We start from the raw sequence: 17306 nt of genomic DNA on the forward strand, positions 1-17306 counted from the left end.
GCTGTAACGTCTATGCGATGGCATAAAATAAAATCGGGCGAACAACTGAAATGCTCATTTACTATGCATGTAATATAGTGAAAAAATCAAGACAAGTTTAATCTATCAGCATACATTCTCCCCATGCAGGTTTAATTGTGTTATCCACGAAGCTGATCAGCGACAGGCCGATACCGGCAATCCCTTCCAATACATTATGGCTGCTGATATACTCCGGGTGATGATAAAATTTATAACCTGCAGGGCCGTCGTCCCAGGTGTTCATTTGCAGGGTATGCTGCCACCAGTAACCGGAAGCATTTATCAATGCAGGATCCGCTGCTGCCAGCCCGGCCTGCTGAAGGATATGGGCAATACCTGCGCTGCCATGACATAAGCAACCATCGTGTACTGCGCCGTTTTTCAGATTCCTGTGACTGATAATATGTTTAAAAAGATGCTGGGCTTCATCCCCGTAAGTACTGTTATCCAGACGTTTTCCCGCGCCTTGCAGCATAACGGCAATACCAAGATCGCCATAACACCATCCCAACCGGCTGTGGGCATCGCCCATCGCTTCATTGGAGGCATTTACAATAGTAGGAAAACGGGAATGTGTGTCTGCTGCCGTAGTATTCCTTGTGCGTAGCAACCATTGGATGCTGCTGTCGATAAGCCTGCGGGTACGTTCTTTTGCAATACCCTTTTCATAACAGCGCGCCAGTACGGAAATAATAGCGGGCACGCCATGCGCGAGGCCAAGATTAAACAGGTTTTCATCAGGGTGCTGCTGGCTTTTACTGGAGAAATGATCTTTCCAGGCAATACCGCCGGGTAAGGCGATGGCGCTTTCCTCCAGGCGGGCCACCAGGTTTTCCAGCTGTGCAACGGCAATGGGTGCAGGCAAACGCTCCAAAAAATAAAGGGCCGTACCCAGTCCATGATGCAGGAAATCATTCCGATCCTCCGCCAGTTCGGATGTCATAAAATCCGCCACCAGCGGATCAATATCTGCAAAAATATCTTCCGTATCGTCCGCTTCAATGAAACCCGTTGCCACCAGGTGCCGGATGCACCATGCCACGCCGGCAATACCGCTGCAATGCGAGCCATTCATGGGCTCTTCAGATAATGCCCGCAGGCACTTTTCAATGATGTAATGAACATTGTCCAGGTGTTCTTCTTTGCCTGTGAGCTGATAATAATAGGCATAAAACAAAGCTATGCCGGTGTATCCTCCCAGCAGGCTGCTGTTGGTATCTTCCAGGATAAATGGGTCCAGTGCAGCGCAAATCCTTTGCAATACTGCGGTAGCCTCTTGCTGTTGATCCATAAGTTAAATTCCGTGATAAAATATATAATGGCAAAACACGCAGGCATATGCCATACGTGTTTTGCCATACAGTCAGGTTGCTGTGAATATTGACGGATCAGTAGCGACAGGAGTCGAGGCTGCATATAGGTGCACCCTGGCTGATATTGTCTGTACAGATCCGGAGAGAGCAAAGAACAGAACAGGTGCCCACGGTGGCGGCCATCTGTTGCGGTCCTGCTGCGTTGGAAAGACTGGCTACTTTTATTTTACCCAGACTGAGTTTTTTGCCTGTTGATTTTTTCATAGCACAAGATTTTTTAGCAATAAAGTGATGAGTTAAAATATACAGGAATCTTCGCTGCATACGGGTGCGCCCTGGCTTAAGCAGGTGATCTTAATACTGGGCACACAGGCGAGCGACTGGATCAGCTGGGCTACTTCCCTGTTCTCAATATTTACTTTGCTGAGGTCAGCTACTTTAATTTTGCCGAGGCTCAATTTTTTACCGGTTTTTTTCATGGTTTCTCAATTTAAAAGCAAGGATCTTTGGAAATAGGAGGTGTACATTTCATCATCAGGCTGCAGCCGGTGTACGTGGGCGCTTTTGCATCGGCTTGTTCCTGGCTGATACTGAGCTTAGCCACTTTTAATTTACCCAGGGCCAGTTTTTTTACAGGTGTTTTTCTCATTTCGCAAATGTTTATGGTTGAAAAATAATAGACATAAGAATTGGCAGGTTCAGTATAATAGGGCCATTTGAAATACAGGTTTTACAAGATTACAGGATGATAAATGTAGGGAGAAAGTAAGAAACCGGAGATCACGGAAAAACGTGATTTTTTCGTTAACGATGTTTAAACACGCTTTTTACCGGTTTTACGTGATACCCTTTTATGAGAGAAAAAATTACCTTCAGTTTTTAACGTTGACCTAGCGCCATGATCAGAGCTGAAAACTTCTATGTGGTAAGAACACCGCTGTTACCAGTGAATATTGTCACTCAGTTACACCATATCAGCAATGCCTCCCTTGAACCAGTTATCAAAGCTATTTTCCAGGACGGGTTCCTGCAGGAAGCCATTTATATTGCTTCCCCGGAATTGTACCAGGAATTGCAGAAATGGCTGGCCACCGGCAATGAGAACCCCAAACTGGCGTCAGCGCTGTACCGCTACCTGCTGAGAATGAGCAGCCGGTGCACGCCCTACGGTCTTTTTGCTGGCTGTGCCACCGGCAGCCTGTCTGATCATACTGCCATCCGGCTGAACGATAAACAGCTGCATAAAAAACATTGCCGCCTGGATATGAACTATGTGGCAGAACTTACCGCCGCCATTACCGCTATACCGGCCATCAGGGAGCAATTGCTTTATTTCCCCAACAACTCTTTATACCCTGCAGGCGCCCAATACCGCTATGCCGCCTACAGCGTTAAAAATAAGATCCGCAACTATTACCTCACCGCTGTCAACTATAGCAGCTACCTGGAGAAAATGCTGGAAACGGCAGCCCGCGGTGCAACGCTAACGGATATACGCAACAGCATTGTAAGTGAGGCAGATGATATCTCGGCAGAGGAAGCTGCTGCATTTACAGAGGAGCTTTTACAGCACCAGCTGCTGGTGAGCGAACTGGAACCCACGGTTACCGGGGAGGAATTTTTTGTGCACCTGGTAAACAGGTTAAAGAAATTACAACACACAACAGAAACGGTGGCCGCACTGGAAGCTATACAAAGTTTGCTGCAGCTGCAGCAAACAGGCGTTCAAAAGTATACTGCCACGCATGAACTGGTGCAATCGCTGTTAACGGAAACCAGTAACAAAGACCTGGTACAAACAGACCTGTTCCTTTCCACGCAGAAGAATAGCCTGAGCCATACCGTTATCAATGAGCTTTCCGCACAGGTAGCGCAACTATGGAAACTGGCCAGCAATGATAACAATAGTGACCTGCGGCAGTTTTGCGACGCCTTCAGGCAACGTTATGAAGAACAGGAGATCCCCCTCAGCCTGGCGTTGGACACGGAAGCCGGTATTGGCTACGGAACACACAGTCAGCGTAATACAGACCACACGCCGCTGGTAGACAATATCCATATTCCACCCAACAATACCGCAGCTACCGGTACCCGCAGTAAAATGCAGGACTTCCAGCTGCAACAGTTACAGCAATGCCTGCAGGAGAACAGGTCAGTGATCACGCTTACGCGGGAGCAGCTGGATGGCTTCCGGGAGAAGGAAACACCGGCACTCCCCCACAGCATGTACCTGATGGGAAGCATATTAAGCAGCAGTGCCGCCGCTGTCGACAACGGCGACTACCTCTTTGATATGAATGGCTGCAGCGGCCCATCGGCCGCCAACTTGCTGGGAAGGTTCTGTCATGGCGATGAACAGCTGGCTACCCATGTAAAAGCCTGTTTACAGGCCGAGGAAGCCAGCGATCCGGGGAAGATCTATGCAGAGGTGATTCACCTCCCCGAATCCCGGACCGGCAATATCCTGATGCGACCACGGTTACGGGAATACGAAATTGTGTACCTGGCTAACAGTCTTGCCCCGGAAGAGTACCAGCTGCACCTCTCCGACCTCATGGTAAGCGTACAGCGTAACAAAGTAGTGCTGCGTTCCCGGCGGCTGAATAAGATCATTGTACCAAGGCTCAGTACCGCGCACAACTACCGCCAGGGCCTACCGGTATATAAGTTCCTGTGCGACCTCCAGTTCCAGGACTATCATACCGGCATTGGCTGGCATTGGCAGATACCCGGCGATATTACCTTTTATCCCCGTGTGCAGTATGGTAATATCATCCTCAGCAAAAGCACCTGGATGCTCCATAAAAAAACATACCCGGCACTGGCCAAGGCTTCGCCGGACAACTATATGGAGATCTTTGGAGAGATAAGGACCCGGCTTAAGCTCCCCCGCTATGTAGTGGTAAAGGAAGGCGACAATGAACTGCCGGCCGATCTTGATAATGAAGTGGCTGTACATCTGCTGGTAACTACCCTGTTAAAAAAAGAACAGGTCACTTTGCAGGAATACCTCCATACGCCCGGCAACTGCTGGATAAACGGACCTGATGGCCCGCACACCAATGAGTTTATTATTCCCCTCAGGAATATATCTTCCGGAAAAGAAAAAAAGCAAACAACAGCAACTGTTGCATCACTTACGGCTACGCCCACACGAAAATTTATTACCGGCAGCGAATGGCTGTATGTAAAACTATACGCCGGCACAAGGAGCGCGGAAACGATCCTGAAAGAAAAGATACTGCCGCTAACACAGGAACTGATGCAGGAAGGTATCATCGATCAATGGTTCTTTATCCGTTATACAGATCCGGAACATCACCTGCGGATCAGGTTCCATCATCATGAAAACAGGCAGTTCTGGAGCACAGTGCTGGAACGGCTGCATGCCGCACTGGACGGAAATAACAGCCAGGAACAGGTATACCGCGTGCAAACAGATACCTACGAAAGGGAAATAGAGCGCTATGGTGCGGATACCATGCTGCTTAGCGAAGCCATATTTCATTACGACAGTAAATGCGTGGTGAGCATCCTGGACCTGCTGGAAGAGGAAGAAGGGGAAAACTACCGCTGGATGCTGGCATTAAGAGGTGTAAATATGCTGCTGGATGATTTCGGGTATACCCTGCCGGCAAAATCGGCATTATTAAAAATGTTGCAGAAAAGTTTCTTTGAAGAATTTGGAGGAGAGAAATCCTTACTTGTTCAGCTGAATGATAAATACCGGGAAGAAATGCAGAAAGTAAGCGGTATCCTCGATCCGGCGCAGGATGGCGATCATGGCATTGAAGCCGCTGTGACGTGTTTTCAAACCCGCTCCGCTGGTATAAGGGAACAACTCAAAGGCGTTCATCTTTCCAACCCCGACGACCTGCTTTGCAGCTACATCCATATGTTCCTCAACAGGATCCTTTTATCCAACCAGCGTAAACATGAGCTGGTGATCTATCATTTTCTCAGCAGGTATTATGAGTCCATGCTGGCCATCTCCAAAAAACAAATCAATTCAATTGTTCACTAAATACATATTCGTATGAAAAAGAAGAATGCGCAAAAAATGAAGCTGGGCGCTATTAAAGTGGCCAGGTTAAATGCCGGCATCTCACAGATGGATCAACAGCAGAAAAAGATCACTCATCCTACCACTACGGTCATCAGGACTTTTGACTGCTAACTGTTCCGACCGCGCTGCCGGGTTGTTTCGCGTCATAGAAAGCAGCCCGGCAACCGGTATTATCCCCTCCCGGTTAAAGTCTTTCTATTTCGCTTAAAGGAAAACTGATTTCCCCGAAAGGATTTACTACTTTCAACATCAGTTCCCCGTAATGCAAGTAAAGATCGGCCACCATTTCCCCATCTTTTCCTTTCCATTTTGTATTGGCCTGTAAATAGCGTTTAAGTTTCGGCTCCAGCTGCGCACCACCCTTCCATTTCCTGTCTTTCAGCAGGGCCACATACACTTTGTATCCTTTAGGTTGTGAAGCGGCGATCAGCAGCTTCTCCATTTCTTCCGGGATACCCATATAATACAAATGCTTCCTGTGATCTGCTGCAATATGCTGCATGTGATCGTTTGCAGATGCCAGGTCTTTGTAAGGCGTGATCAAAAAGGTTTCTATTGTGTCCGTATCCAGGTGATCCTTACCGCGCGGGTAACTTTGCCTGACGAAAGCAATAAAATCATGCTTTGTTAACGACATGATCAACTCAATTGATAGAAGCGCCAAAGGATTGTGCATGTGCTTTAATTATACGGACCAAAGATACTAACATTATTAGCACACATAAAAATAAAAAAGCCCTGATGGCCACTACAGCATGGTTCTCAAGGCTTTTTTACATTATTCATGTTGCTTTCTGAAACAAAAATACTAATATTTTTAGTAAATCCTAATTTATTTTTCGGCTCAGGCAATATGGCTATCATGTTTAGTCCAGATAAGAGCGCCGGTATCATACCCCAGCCCGGCAGCCAGTGCCAGGAACCGGTTTTTAATATCTTCGGGAATGCTGCGGGTGCGGGACAGGATCCAGATATAATTAAGATTATTACCGGCCACCAGCGCGTATTGGTATTTTTCGTCGATGTCAATTACGTTATAGCCCGCATAGAACGGGCCTGCGAAGGATATTTTCAAACGGCCTTCATCCCCGCCGTTTACGAGTGCGGCTTTACCCACGCTCTCTTTCCACCTGTATTTCCTGGTATCGTATCCCCTGTTATCCACCTTTATTTTTCCATCTTCACTGAATGAATAAGTAGCCGATACATTACTGAGATAATGTTCAAACCGGTAATCGAGGCGCGCAATTTCATACCAGGTCCCCATAAATTTTTGTACGTCAAATGGCGAAACAGCCTTGGCTCCTTTGGGGATGGACACTTTGGTATTATTATATAGCAGATAGGCGGCGGCAGCAGAAGCAGCTGCTCCCAGGACCAGCAGTTTTTTGTTATTCATAAAGTATGATTATTAAAAAGGTTTCTCAATCAGCCGGGATACTACAAAAAGGCTGCCTGACCGGAAGTGCCTGCCAGCAAGGAGTTACTGGAATGGGGATGTTGCGGAATTGCTACAAATAGCGGATTTTGTCTGACTCAGGATTAAACTGATTACGCTGATTACACTGATTTGATCTTTTTTGATTTTAAAGGATTTGGAGAGATATAAGCGATATCCGTTTATATCTATCAAAATCTTTTTAATCATTATAAAATCCAAAAAATAAAATCAGTGTAATCAGCGTAATCAGTTTAATCCTGAGTCAGACAACCTCCGCATCCATTCTCTGCTGGAACCCTTCCAGGAACTGTCCTACATGAAACCCATCCATCAGGGCATGGTGCACATGTACTGATACAGGCATTACTTTCCGGTCACCTGTCTCCCGCACTTTTCCGAAACTGATCTTGGGGCAACTGTCTTTAAACGAGAAGCTCCGTGCATGTGATATGGCCGTGAAGTTAATCCATGGCAACGAAGAATAATGGATCACATTTTCCCCAGACACGGCAGGCACCAGTCCTGTACTTTGCCGCACTCTTTCGATCTCTGTTTTGCTGTTAGCTTCAAAGGTGGCAGCATCTTCATAAAAATCCATATAGGCAAAACCAAAAGTACCATCAGGCCGGTTAATGGTGGGCGATGCGTGTACCCTGTCATATTCCCATACTTCCCCATCGTTAATACGGTAGCGGAAAGGCGTTACTTCATTAGCGGCGGCGAGCGATTTATGCAGGTAGCTCAGAAAAAAGGAGCCGCCGTTTGCTTTAACCCTGTTAAAATCAACAGTACAGTCGATTTCAGCGGTAATGCCAAAAAATGGTTCTTCAAACTGGCGGAAGAAATTAAAATGTTCTTTTCTAGCCCATGTATCCAGGTTTAATAATTGTTTCATAATACCAGGTGCGGCAGGATATCTGCCATTGTGTTAAACTCATAAAATCGGGGATCTTCAATGGTATGTTCTATGCGCTCGTGCTGCCAGGTGGTATGATAAGGAATGTGGATGGCATGCCCACCCAGCGCCAGCACTGGCAAAACGTCTGATTTCAGGGAGTTGCCTATCATCAGGAATTCTTCCGGGCGGCAGTCGAGATGCTTTATTAATTTGCGGTAGTCACTTTCCTTTTTATCGCTCATAATTTCAATATGATGGAAATAGTGCTCCAGCCCTGATTTTCTCAGCTTGCGTTCCTGGTCCAGCAGATCGCCTTTGGTGGCCACTACCAGCCTGTATTTACCTGAAAGCGCCTGCAGCACTTCTTCCACCCCATCCAGCAGCTCAATGGGCTTGTTCAGCATTTCCTGGCCATATCGGATCACTTTATGTAATATCTCAGGACTGGCGGTATTTTCAGTTACACGCAGTACCGTTTCTATCATGCAAAGCATAAAGGACTTTATACCGTAGCCATACAGCTCCAGGTTGGCCATTTCTGTTTTAAACAGTTCCTGCGACACAGTATGATGCGGCAGGTAATCTTCCAGCAGGTTACAAAAGAGGGTTTCTGTTTCCTGGAAGTAGGGTTCGTTCACCCAAAGGGTGTCATCAGCATCGAATGCGATAACGCTAATATCAGAGATCATTGTTATTTTTATATTTTTCCGGGTACAAAAATAAAGCCCGGTAGGTTATAAAACGGGACATTTGTCTCACCCTTTTTTTAGTATGTTACGGACCAATCCTGCTTTTCTTCATTTCATGGAACAATTCACTGCCGGCGGCCCGGAAGGGGAAGCGGTAGCGATAAAAACCTTTACGCCCGGCACAAGGCTTATCCTGCAGGGGGATACTATCAGCTATGTGTATATTATCCGGGAGGGCATTACCAAATGTTATATCGAGGAAGAAAACGGGAAGGAATATATTTTCGAATTCCTGGGCAAGGGAGAAATTACCGGGGACCTGGAAGGGATCAGGAAAGAAAAATGCCTGTGTAATATTGAAGCCATTACTTCAGTTACCGCCTATGCCATTCCACATACCTTGTTTGCCTGGCTGCTGGTAAACAATACAACATTCAACCGGCTGCTGCTGGAAGAACTGGCCGTCCGTATCCGGCAAACCTGTATCCGCACCTCTTACCAGCAATTATATCCCGTGGAATATGCGTTGCTCCGTTTACTGGCGCTGGAAGCGGCGCAGGATATTGTTATCTCTAAAAAAGATATGGCATCTTACCTGGGTATTACCATCCGGACCTTTAACAGGACATTGAAGGAACTAAGGGCTAAAAATATCCTGGACCCAAAGGGGTTAAATATTGACCTGAGCAGGAAACAGCTTGAAAAAATATTACGCAGGTTTGAGGAGATGCGATAATGATATAACGCTTACCTGTATACGAAAATAAGGGCCGTTGCTTTTTTACGCAACGGCCCTTTCAATTATTTAAACAGCCTCCATTCGCTCAGCTGGAAATCCACGCTGCCATTGGTGCCTGTTACATACACGGCGTAATATTTATATGCAGTGGTATTGGCAATAGCGAATTGCCGGGTTTGATTCCTGGCGCTGAATACCTGGTTGGTTTGCGTATCCAGTACAGTCCAGGTAGTACCATTATCAGAGCCTTTCAGCTGCCAGTTCTTAGGATCGCGGTCAATGGCATCATCACCGGAAGTGAGGGTATATGATTTTACGGTTTGCCCTGTGGTGAATTGCAGCTGCATTTTAAAATCGGTGGGCACTGAATTTACGAACAGTTTGGTGCTGTAAACGTTGTCGGTCAGTTTCAGCGAGCCCTCTGCAGCGGAAGCCCCGCCCCCGTTCTCCTTGCTCACCGTGATAGTACCTGCGCCCGTAATATCATCCGATGGATAGGTAATGCCGGAGAAGGTTGATTTGGCCTGTTTCAACTGGGCGGTCCAGTCGTTGCCCTGTTCATCTTTATTACCGAAGGCAGTAAGTGCCAGCTGCTTCAGATCTTTATTGGCAGCGCCGCTCCAGTAATGCACAAATTCTCCGAAGTTAAGCCCGCGGCTGTATTCAGGATAGGTAGTGATGCCGTTGTTAAATGTTTGTTTTGGGAAGTGCTGTGCCAGCAATGAAAAGAATTTATTCAGCGTAGCAGCGCCGCCATAATTGGTGTAAACAGGATAAAACCAGTCCCTGAACCAGTAGGTACCTGCGCGGGGAAAAGCATCTGTTTGCGTGATCTTCATGTTATACCAGCGGGTTACATCGCTGCTGCGGCCCAGGGCCAGGTACACGTCATACTGGTAGATCTCCATCCATTTACTGTCGTGCCATATACCAAAGGCCGGGGAACCGTGCACCCCCTTGGAAGCGCCCTCCACAATATGGCCTACCTCGTGCGTGGTAAGATCGATGTCGTTGCCGGCACCTGAAATCCATGCATTGGGATCGGAAGATCCCACATCTATTACGTTGCGGTAATCATGACCTCCATCCATGTACGTGGATGGATGCCCGCCGGAATACTTGCCGGAGTGAAAGATCGCAAAAAGGCGGGAGTCGTCGCCAAAGGCGCCGTACCTGCTTTTAGTATAGTTCCATACCTGCGCAAGATAGGTGTTGGGCCAGGTGATGCCACTGTTTACATCATTATCAAAATATACCGCTACACTGGTATCATAAAAAACGCGGTTCAGCAGCTGCTGGTGCTCAAACCAGTGCTCCTGCCAGGTGGCAGGCGGCGTGGCCAGCACCTGCAGCTCTTTTTTTTGGGTAACGGGTTGAAGGTCATTGCCGGGAGCGCTTTTCTTTCCGCATCCGGTCAGTATGCCCAGCGTGATGCATGTTGCAGCAAACAATAAAGTTTTCATACTGTGTTTTTTTAGATGAATAATAAAAGGGGGTTTCGGGTTTTCAATTTCTACGTAACAGTACCAGGTGGTGATGTTACCGTTCAGTTTTGGTTGTTCAGGTATATAAGTTAACACATCTTTTCACCGTAACCTGTCAACAGAATTTAAACAATTGTAAACAGATCTTAAACAGCCAAAGGAGGGCAGCGGGCTGCACTCCTTTGGCGCGGTATAGGCGACCGTTATTTCGCTGTGTGGATATCGCGGATATGGGTGACCGTTATCCCGCTGTGTGGATATACATTTCCTTGCGCGGGTACAGGCGACCGTTATTCCGTTGCACGGGTATATAATCCCCTGTCCATGCTAATGCCCAGGCGTTTCATCATAGCAGGCATATCAAACCCCGACCGCTTATACTCCGCCTGCACCTGTTCCCTGGCGCTGGCTACAGCTGCCTTGTTTTCCCATTGTGCAATGGTTATAAAAACAAGGTTCCCCTGTTCATCGAAGTGCTCATAGGCAGCGTCGGAAATAAACCCCGGTAATGTTTTTATAAACTGACGGTTCACCGCCACCCTTTGTTTGAACGCTGCAATACCGGCAGATGGCACCAGGAATTTATCGATAAACTGTACCTGCTCGTTTACCGGTGCAGTGGCGATGTCCGCCGGCAATACGCCCAATGCAGTTAAAAATCCCAGGCGGTCTGTTTGTACTTCTCCCGCGATGATCTTCCCGTTCTTTAATTCATAAATGGCTATACCGTTGATATGAATGGCTTTCCCGGTAGCGGGAATATTTCTGTAGGTACCGGTTTGAGTGCCGTACCAGGTCCATTTTGCCACTACCTTATCGCCGTCGCACACCAGTGAGGATATTTTCCATTGTATGTCGGGGAAGGCAGCAATGAGCGGTGCTATGGGTGCGGTAAAACCCGCTACTCCTTTACTTCCTTCCGGCCCGGTATATTCTTCTGATACGATCACCGGCAGTAAGCTCATATCTTTCTTATTCATTACATTTTCATACAGATCCTGTATAATGGCTTTGTTCTTTTCCATAATTTCTTTTTGCTGATGAATACTTTTTTCCTGTGAAAATGATAGTACCGGCAGCAGCAGTGCTATGGCCAGGTATATCGCTCTATGAACTGATCTCATTGTTTTTCTTTTCACAAAAGTATTGCTCCTGCCTGCCGGGGCATTGTAAAAAATCATTGATCTGCCCGCCGGTTCAAGGGTGAGCCGCCGCCCGGATCACAGAACATGCCAAAAACAACCGCTGCTACCTGGGAATTTCCGCAGGTGAAGAATAGCTGCTTTTTGGTAGTTTAGCCGTTGAAAAGCCGCGTATACAGGCGCGTGACAGGAACAGGGTATACCGGGAGAAATCCGGGGGAAAGAACAGGACGCCCGGGCTTTATTATGAATACAGGGGAAAATGATGCACTGAAAAGACCAGGAATACATGATAACAATGGCAAAATTAAACGGGACAATCCATTACCGACTAGATAAGTTAAAATCTAAATTAACTTATTACCAACACATTAAAATTGAAATTTCCGGCTTCGTGAAAGATAAAATCCTATATTAGAAGCTTGAAAAAGGCCATGTGCAGGCTTTTTATATTAGCCCTTAATAAATAACAAAAAGATTAAACGGGAGCACCTGAATATTACTTATATTAATGTTATTAGCCCGGACAGTATGCTGCTAAAGGGAAACGGCAAAATGCCGCTGTGACGTAAAAGCTAAAAAAGTACATGAACATATACCAACATTATTCTTTTGATCTATGGTTAACTTTAATAAAATCGAATCCTTTATTTAAACAGGAAAGGACCCGGTTTTTTTACGACCATTTCAATCAACACCAAAAAACGCAGGAAGAGGTAGGCCGCATATTCCGCAGGGTAGACTTGTTATGCAATGCCATCAATGAAAAAACGGGCGGTAATATTGATGCAGAAGAAATGTACCTCATGGTGATCAGTGAAATGAATGATTACAGTAACGCCTTCGGGAACATTGACCTGGCGGCCCTTTACCAGGAAATGGACGCATTGGTGCTTAAATACCTCCCGGTTATTTATTGTTCAGAAACCGTAAGAACATTACGCAGGATAAAGGAATCACCCGACCGCACCGTTAGTTTGCTCAGTAATACCGCCTTTATAAAGGGCAGTACTTTGAGAAGGGTGCTGCAGGAGCTGGAACTGGAACAGTATTTCGATTTCCAGCTGTATTCAGATGAAACCGGTATGTCGAAGCCCAATAAAAAAATGTTCCGGCTTATGCTCGACAATGTGGCTGCGGTAAGAAAGGACCCGGCCCTCCCGCTAAGTAACATCATACATATTGGCGATAATATAAAGGCAGATATCGATGGCGCACAGGTGGCAGGCATTCATACTTTACTGGTCAACTCCAATAATCAATGTATCTCAAGCTTAGTTAACTGATGACGACAACCTATTCACTTCATAAGATCACCAACTCGGAATTTTTCGGGTTTTCGCCCGATGACTACAGCCGTTTTAAATTCGGGGACGATGCGGTTGCTGAAAAATTTGGTACCGGCCTGGCAGATGGTTTTATTGAGCATCACCTGAAAGGAAAGGAAGTGCCGCAGTTTGTGGTGGTATCCAGCCCCTACTCTTTTATACCAACGGCCACCTTTGCCATGAAAAACTATTTCGTTTTCCAGCTGAACAGGTGGCTGGCAGCGCATGGGCACCCAGTTTTACAGGAAACCAAAGTACACCGCACCATCACCTACAAGGAGGATTACGGTGAACTGGATGCGGAACAACGGTTAAAGCTGATCGGCAACGACAGCTTTCATATAGACCGGCATTTCCTGATGGGGAAAAAAGTGATCTTCCTGGATGATATCCGGATCACCGGGGGCCATGAAAGAATGATCCTGAAAATGGTGGATGCGTACGACCTCTCCAATGACATATACCTGCTGTATTATGCAGAGCTGCAGAATAAAAGCATTCATCCCAATATTGAAAATTACCTGAACTATCATTATGTGAAGTCTATTTTCCACCTGGAAAAGATCATCCAGGGCGAACATTTCTTCATTAATACAAGGATTGTAAAGTATATCCTGAATTATGATTTCGATTCATTTTGTATTTTCCTGCAAAATCAAACGGATAAATTCGTAAATCTTTTGTATAATATGGCCCTGGGAAATGGTTATCATACGATAGAAGTTTACCAGAAAAATCTGAATTTTATCAAAAACTACTTATTTAACAGAAAACATAAAAGCTTACAACATGGCAATTAATTTGCAAAAAGGTCAGCGGCAAACGATCAATGCGCCCAAATTCGTAATTGGCCTGGGATGGGACGCAAATGCTTCTTCTACCGGCACCAGCTTTGATCTGGATGCCTCCCTGTTTGTAATGGGAGAAAATAAAAAGATATTATCTGATCAGCACTTTATTTTTTACAATAACCTGGTAACACCAGATGGCAGCGTAGAGCATACCGGCGATAACCTTACCGGCGAAGGCACCGGCGATGATGAACAGATCAAAATTGACCTGGCTAAAGCAGATCCGAAGATCACTGAAATATGCATAGTGGTTACCATCCACGAAGCGGAAACACGCAGGCAGAACTTCGGACAGGTAAGGAATTCCTTTATACGTATATTCGACCCCGTTACCAACGAAGTGCTGCTGAAATATGAACTGGAAGAAGACTTCTCCATTGAAACAGCAGTAGAATTCGGCAGGATCTACAAACGCAACGATGAATGGAAATTCGAGGCAGTAGGCGTTGGCATGAAAGGCGGCCTGCAGGATTACCTGAACAAATACAACTAATCCTTACTACTATATCTAAAAATATAAGATCAATATGGCAATCAATCTTCAAAAAGGTCAGCGTATAAATCTCGAAAAAAGCAATGGCGCCAAACTCCAGAATATCTGTGTAGGTATCAACTGGGGCGCTATTGAGAAGAAAGGTCTCTTCGGCTTGTCTAAAACCAAGGAAGCGGTAGACCTGGACGGCAGCTGCGCTATGTTCACAGAACAAAAACAACTGCAGGAAGTGGTGTACTTCGGTAACCTGAAATCCAAAGACAACGCCGTAAAACACAGCGGCGATGACCTTACCGGCGACCTGAACGGTAACGACGGCCTGGATAATGAAGTGATCACACTCGATTTCTCCCGCCTGGATCCGAATACCAACTACGTGGCGTTTGTGCTGAACAGCTTCCGCGGGCACGATTTCGGTACCATTCCCTTTGCTTCTATCCGCATTTACGAGGGTACACCTTCCCGCGTGAATGAAATATTTGCCACCTACGATATTGCCAGCGGCCCCGGCTTTGCAGGACATGTATCCATGGTGATGGGCGTGTTTTACAAGAAGAACGGGGAATGGAAATTCAACGCGATCGGCGAGCCTACAAAAGATAAAAAATTGCAGGAAACCGTGAATACCGTTGCGCAGAATTACCTGTAACCCTTACTTTTGATACCTGGTATAAAGAAAATATCAATTTATAATCAGATACCTTATGGAAGCAAATCCAAATACTACCGACCAAACACTTCCCCCGGTGCGTCTCGACAAAGATGGCAACGTGGATCTGTCTGTCATTACGCCAGACGATGCGAAGAAATACGGGGAAATAAGTAAATCACTGGTTATCACCGACGTCAACTCCATCCTGAATTATGGTACGGAAGTACAGAATTCAATGGAAAAATACAGTAACGAGTTCCTGAGCTCCGTGCGTACCTATAATTCCGGTGAAGTAGGCGGATTGATCAACGATCTGCTTACGGAGCTGAATTATATTGATGTGGATGAGCTGAACCAGGGCGCTTTACAGAGCTTTATCTCGAAGATCCCTTTTCTGAAGAAGCTGGTATTTGATGCCAAAAAGCTTTTCCAGAAATACGATACGGTGATCAGCAATGTTGATAAAATCACCAACAAGATCAAGGCCGGCCGGATCAACTCGCTGAAAGACAACAGTTCCCTGCAAACCATGTTTGATAGTAACGTATCTTACATCAAACAAATGGAAGATCTCATTATTTCAGGTCAGCTGAAATACAATGAGCTCAGCCAGCAACTGGCAGAGATGGAAGTGAACGCCGCCAATTACAATGATTATGAGATTGCGGACCTGCGGGATTTTACTACCCGCCTGGACAAGCGGCTGGCCGATATGAAGATTGTACGCTTTATTATGCTGCAATCACTTGCACAGATCAGGCTGGTGCAGAACAACAATACTTCCATTGCGGAAAAAGCGCAGTCCATCGTTTCCACTACCATCCCTGTCTGGAAAAACCAGCTTACTATTGCAGTAGCGCTGCAAAGACAGAAAGCCAACGTGGAAATGCAGCGGAAGGTGTCTGAAACCACCAACACCATTCTCCAGAAGAATGCCGACCTACTGAAACAAAACAGCATAGAAGTAGCGAAGGAGAATGAGAAAACAGTAGTATCTATTGAAACGCTGAAAAGAACCACCCAATCGCTGATTGAAACGCTGCATGAAGTGAAGAAGATCCACGAACAGGGCACCGAAAGCAGGAAAGTGCTGAACGGTGAATTGAAGACGCTGGAAACAGAGCTGAAGAAAAATGTAACAAACGTTAGCTAACGGAGGATAAATAATGGAGGATAACCTGGCAATAATATTAAATGACTCAAATAAAACCATCAGCAAATTACAGTTGCTGTCCACTTTTTTTGAAGAGGAGATAATATACAAGATCTATCTCCGAAGCCAGGTTGTCCATAAATTATTTGAAACCAATCCTGAACTGGATATTAATAAGCTGGAGCTTTTTCACCTGCAATATACCGCCACGGTAATTGACCTGTTGAGAAAAATAAAGGCCAGCAATGAAAGGAACGTGAGTATTTTATATGATGAGATACAGATCAACAAGGACCTGATTGCCAGTATGAGCGACAGCGTTTTTTCAGAAAAGAATTACCATCTGGATAAACAGAAGCAATCCCTGAAAATCAATTTATCTTTGCGCAAGCTGTTCCAGGTATTGTCAGACAACTCCGACGACTACCCTTTCTCCAAAAATATCAATGCCTTCAGTGCGCGTTTCTCGCAGGATTTCTATTTTGATATTTCCCCCGACGCGCTCAATGAGCTGATTAAATTCAACCCTTCTGAAGTATACCGTAACAACTCTGCCATTATACAGCGAAAGCTGATGGGATTGTTGTGCAAAATGGATTTCAAAACCGAATTCTATTGCGGGCTTGCTGCCGGCAATTTAGTACTTGAAGTATACCGGTTCCTGAATATGGACCGCTATTTTCTCTTCTTCCCCGCAAAAAATCTCTTCCTGTTCTGCGACCTGTCTACTATTCCAGGCGTTGACTGGACCAATACCCTTTCCAAAAAAGCAAGGCTTATACAGGAATTAACGGATAAGAACGATAACCTGATGAGCCGGGCCAATGTCCTGAAAACAGTGATCCCCGATAATGTACAGGCTCTGCTGAAGGAATACTATGAGAAGATCTCCGATGTTGATTTCCTCCAACAGATCGGCCGGTTTGATGTACAGACCAATATCCTGAAAACCATGCTGAACACCAATGTAATTTAAGCAGGTAAAAAAAAGCACCAGTCCGCAGACTGGCGCTTCAGAAACCCTTATTAAACTGAC

General features: G+C 45.8%; 19 protein-coding genes. 9 read left to right on the forward strand and 10 right to left on the reverse strand.

Features of this window, described 5'->3' with window-relative positions:
• Positions 1–97: 97 nt before the first annotated feature.
• The 4 genes from ABIE50_RS22825 to ABIE50_RS22840 form a co-directional block, all read right to left on the reverse strand.
• The gene (locus ABIE50_RS22825; protein WP_209859326.1) at positions 98–1312 is read right to left on the reverse strand and encodes a lanthionine synthetase C family protein; all 1215 of its coding nucleotides are present in this window, start codon (positions 1310–1312) and stop codon (positions 98–100) included.
• 97 nt (positions 1313–1409) lie between these two features.
• Positions 1410–1598 carry a hypothetical protein gene (locus ABIE50_RS22830; protein WP_142688229.1) on the reverse strand — a complete coding sequence of 63 codons (189 nt, stop codon included), beginning with the start codon at positions 1596–1598 and terminating at the stop codon, positions 1410–1412.
• Between the two features lie 32 nt (positions 1599–1630).
• Entirely contained in the window at positions 1631–1813 is a 183-nt protein-coding gene (locus ABIE50_RS22835) for a hypothetical protein (RefSeq protein WP_209859325.1), read from the reverse strand.
• 11 nt (positions 1814–1824) lie between these two features.
• A complete protein-coding gene (locus ABIE50_RS22840; RefSeq protein ID WP_185937440.1) occupies positions 1825–1983 on the reverse strand; it encodes a hypothetical protein in 159 nt (52 codons plus the stop codon).
• A 249-nt stretch (positions 1984–2232) separates the two neighbouring features.
• On the opposite strand from ABIE50_RS22840, the gene ABIE50_RS22845 reads away from it, so the two are divergent.
• Both ABIE50_RS22845 and ABIE50_RS22850 read left to right on the forward strand, forming a co-directional pair.
• On the forward strand, positions 2233–5358 hold the full coding sequence (locus ABIE50_RS22845; RefSeq protein WP_209859324.1) for a lantibiotic dehydratase: 3126 nt from the start codon (positions 2233–2235) through the stop codon (positions 5356–5358).
• Positions 5359–5370: 12 nt separating this feature from the next.
• Positions 5371–5511 (forward strand): hypothetical protein, encoded by a 141-nt coding sequence (locus tag ABIE50_RS22850; protein ID WP_185937439.1) that lies wholly within the window; start codon positions 5371–5373, stop codon positions 5509–5511.
• Between the two features lie 73 nt (positions 5512–5584).
• Here the strand turns inward: ABIE50_RS22850 and ABIE50_RS22855 are convergent, their stop codons facing one another.
• The 4 genes from ABIE50_RS22855 to ABIE50_RS22870 form a co-directional block, all read right to left on the reverse strand.
• Complete coding sequence (locus ABIE50_RS22855; RefSeq protein WP_209859323.1) at positions 5585–6037, reverse strand: hypothetical protein; 453 nt, start codon at positions 6035–6037, stop codon at positions 5585–5587.
• A gap of 207 nt (positions 6038–6244) precedes the next feature.
• On the reverse strand, positions 6245–6799 hold the full coding sequence (locus tag ABIE50_RS22860; RefSeq protein WP_142688225.1) for a lipocalin family protein: 555 nt from the start codon (positions 6797–6799) through the stop codon (positions 6245–6247).
• 304 nt (positions 6800–7103) lie between these two features.
• Complete coding sequence (locus ABIE50_RS22865) at positions 7104–7736, reverse strand: CatA-like O-acetyltransferase (RefSeq protein WP_209859322.1); 633 nt, start codon at positions 7734–7736, stop codon at positions 7104–7106.
• Positions 7733–8428, reverse strand: a complete 696-nt coding sequence (locus ABIE50_RS22870; protein ID WP_209859321.1) for an HAD family hydrolase — start codon at positions 8426–8428, stop codon at positions 7733–7735. The genes ABIE50_RS22865 and ABIE50_RS22870 overlap by 4 nt, the downstream gene beginning before the upstream one ends.
• An 82-nt stretch (positions 8429–8510) precedes the next feature.
• Between ABIE50_RS22870 and ABIE50_RS22875 the strand changes: the two genes are divergently transcribed.
• Positions 8511–9164: a Crp/Fnr family transcriptional regulator gene (locus tag ABIE50_RS22875; protein WP_209859314.1), complete on the forward strand. Its 654-nt coding sequence runs from the start codon at positions 8511–8513 to the stop codon at positions 9162–9164.
• A 65-nt stretch (positions 9165–9229) separates the two neighbouring features.
• Here ABIE50_RS22875 and ABIE50_RS22880 read toward each other — a convergent pair whose 3' ends face one another.
• Entirely contained in the window at positions 9230–10630 is a 1401-nt protein-coding gene (locus ABIE50_RS22880) for a hypothetical protein (protein WP_209859313.1), read from the reverse strand.
• A 311-nt stretch (positions 10631–10941) separates the two neighbouring features.
• The gene (locus ABIE50_RS22885; RefSeq protein ID WP_209859312.1) at positions 10942–11775 is read right to left on the reverse strand and encodes an ester cyclase; all 834 of its coding nucleotides are present in this window, start codon (positions 11773–11775) and stop codon (positions 10942–10944) included.
• 605 nt (positions 11776–12380) lie between these two features.
• Between ABIE50_RS22885 and ABIE50_RS22890 the strand changes: the two genes are divergently transcribed.
• From ABIE50_RS22890 to ABIE50_RS22915, 6 genes are read left to right on the forward strand one after another with little or no spacing between them, the layout of a single operon-like run.
• Positions 12381–13079: an HAD family hydrolase gene (locus ABIE50_RS22890; RefSeq protein WP_209859311.1), complete on the forward strand. Its 699-nt coding sequence runs from the start codon at positions 12381–12383 to the stop codon at positions 13077–13079.
• Positions 13079–13921 (forward strand): phosphoribosyltransferase family protein, encoded by an 843-nt coding sequence (locus ABIE50_RS22895; RefSeq protein WP_209859310.1) that lies wholly within the window; start codon positions 13079–13081, stop codon positions 13919–13921. Before ABIE50_RS22890 ends, ABIE50_RS22895 begins: the two co-directional genes overlap by 1 nt.
• The gene (locus ABIE50_RS22900; RefSeq protein ID WP_142688218.1) at positions 13911–14465 is read left to right on the forward strand and encodes a TerD family protein; all 555 of its coding nucleotides are present in this window, start codon (positions 13911–13913) and stop codon (positions 14463–14465) included. The genes ABIE50_RS22895 and ABIE50_RS22900 overlap by 11 nt, the downstream gene beginning before the upstream one ends.
• A 34-nt stretch (positions 14466–14499) precedes the next feature.
• Positions 14500–15114: a TerD family protein gene (locus tag ABIE50_RS22905; RefSeq protein WP_209859309.1), complete on the forward strand. Its 615-nt coding sequence runs from the start codon at positions 14500–14502 to the stop codon at positions 15112–15114.
• A gap of 55 nt (positions 15115–15169) precedes the next feature.
• Positions 15170–16270: a toxic anion resistance protein gene (locus ABIE50_RS22910; protein ID WP_209859307.1), complete on the forward strand. Its 1101-nt coding sequence runs from the start codon at positions 15170–15172 to the stop codon at positions 16268–16270.
• 13 nt (positions 16271–16283) lie between these two features.
• Positions 16284–17246 carry a hypothetical protein gene (locus ABIE50_RS22915; RefSeq protein ID WP_142688215.1) on the forward strand — a complete coding sequence of 321 codons (963 nt, stop codon included), beginning with the start codon at positions 16284–16286 and terminating at the stop codon, positions 17244–17246.
• Positions 17247–17306: the final 60 nt, after the last annotated feature.

It is taken from the genome of Chitinophaga sp. OAE865, assembly GCF_040546735.1.
In the GTDB taxonomy this organism is placed as follows: domain Bacteria; phylum Bacteroidota; class Bacteroidia; order Chitinophagales; family Chitinophagaceae; genus Chitinophaga; species Chitinophaga polysaccharea_A.

Bases quoted from the DNA above. Each gene is read 5' to 3' on its own strand.
- ABIE50_RS22825 (WP_209859326.1), bottom strand. From the start codon at position 1,312: ATGGATCAACAGCAAGAGGCTACCGCAGTATTGCAAAGGATTTGCGCT.
- ABIE50_RS22830 (WP_142688229.1), bottom strand. From the start codon at position 1,598: ATGAAAAAATCAACAGGCAAAAAACTCAGTCTGGGTAAAATAAAAGTA.
- ABIE50_RS22835 (WP_209859325.1), bottom strand. From the start codon at position 1,813: ATGAAAAAAACCGGTAAAAAATTGAGCCTCGGCAAAATTAAAGTAGCT.
- ABIE50_RS22840 (WP_185937440.1), bottom strand. From the start codon at position 1,983: ATGAGAAAAACACCTGTAAAAAAACTGGCCCTGGGTAAATTAAAAGTG.
- ABIE50_RS22845 (WP_209859324.1), top strand. From the start codon at position 2,233: ATGATCAGAGCTGAAAACTTCTATGTGGTAAGAACACCGCTGTTACCA.
- ABIE50_RS22850 (WP_185937439.1), top strand. From the start codon at position 5,371: ATGAAAAAGAAGAATGCGCAAAAAATGAAGCTGGGCGCTATTAAAGTG.
- ABIE50_RS22855 (WP_209859323.1), bottom strand. From the start codon at position 6,037: ATGTCGTTAACAAAGCATGATTTTATTGCTTTCGTCAGGCAAAGTTAC.
- ABIE50_RS22860 (WP_142688225.1), bottom strand. From the start codon at position 6,799: ATGAATAACAAAAAACTGCTGGTCCTGGGAGCAGCTGCTTCTGCTGCC.
- ABIE50_RS22865 (WP_209859322.1), bottom strand. From the start codon at position 7,736: ATGAAACAATTATTAAACCTGGATACATGGGCTAGAAAAGAACATTTT.
- ABIE50_RS22870 (WP_209859321.1), bottom strand. From the start codon at position 8,428: ATGATCTCTGATATTAGCGTTATCGCATTCGATGCTGATGACACCCTT.
- ABIE50_RS22875 (WP_209859314.1), top strand. From the start codon at position 8,511: ATGTTACGGACCAATCCTGCTTTTCTTCATTTCATGGAACAATTCACT.
- ABIE50_RS22880 (WP_209859313.1), bottom strand. From the start codon at position 10,630: ATGAAAACTTTATTGTTTGCTGCAACATGCATCACGCTGGGCATACTG.
- ABIE50_RS22885 (WP_209859312.1), bottom strand. From the start codon at position 11,775: ATGAGATCAGTTCATAGAGCGATATACCTGGCCATAGCACTGCTGCTG.
- ABIE50_RS22890 (WP_209859311.1), top strand. From the start codon at position 12,381: ATGAACATATACCAACATTATTCTTTTGATCTATGGTTAACTTTAATA.
- ABIE50_RS22895 (WP_209859310.1), top strand. From the start codon at position 13,079: ATGACGACAACCTATTCACTTCATAAGATCACCAACTCGGAATTTTTC.
- ABIE50_RS22900 (WP_142688218.1), top strand. From the start codon at position 13,911: ATGGCAATTAATTTGCAAAAAGGTCAGCGGCAAACGATCAATGCGCCC.
- ABIE50_RS22905 (WP_209859309.1), top strand. From the start codon at position 14,500: ATGGCAATCAATCTTCAAAAAGGTCAGCGTATAAATCTCGAAAAAAGC.
- ABIE50_RS22910 (WP_209859307.1), top strand. From the start codon at position 15,170: ATGGAAGCAAATCCAAATACTACCGACCAAACACTTCCCCCGGTGCGT.
- ABIE50_RS22915 (WP_142688215.1), top strand. From the start codon at position 16,284: ATGGAGGATAACCTGGCAATAATATTAAATGACTCAAATAAAACCATC.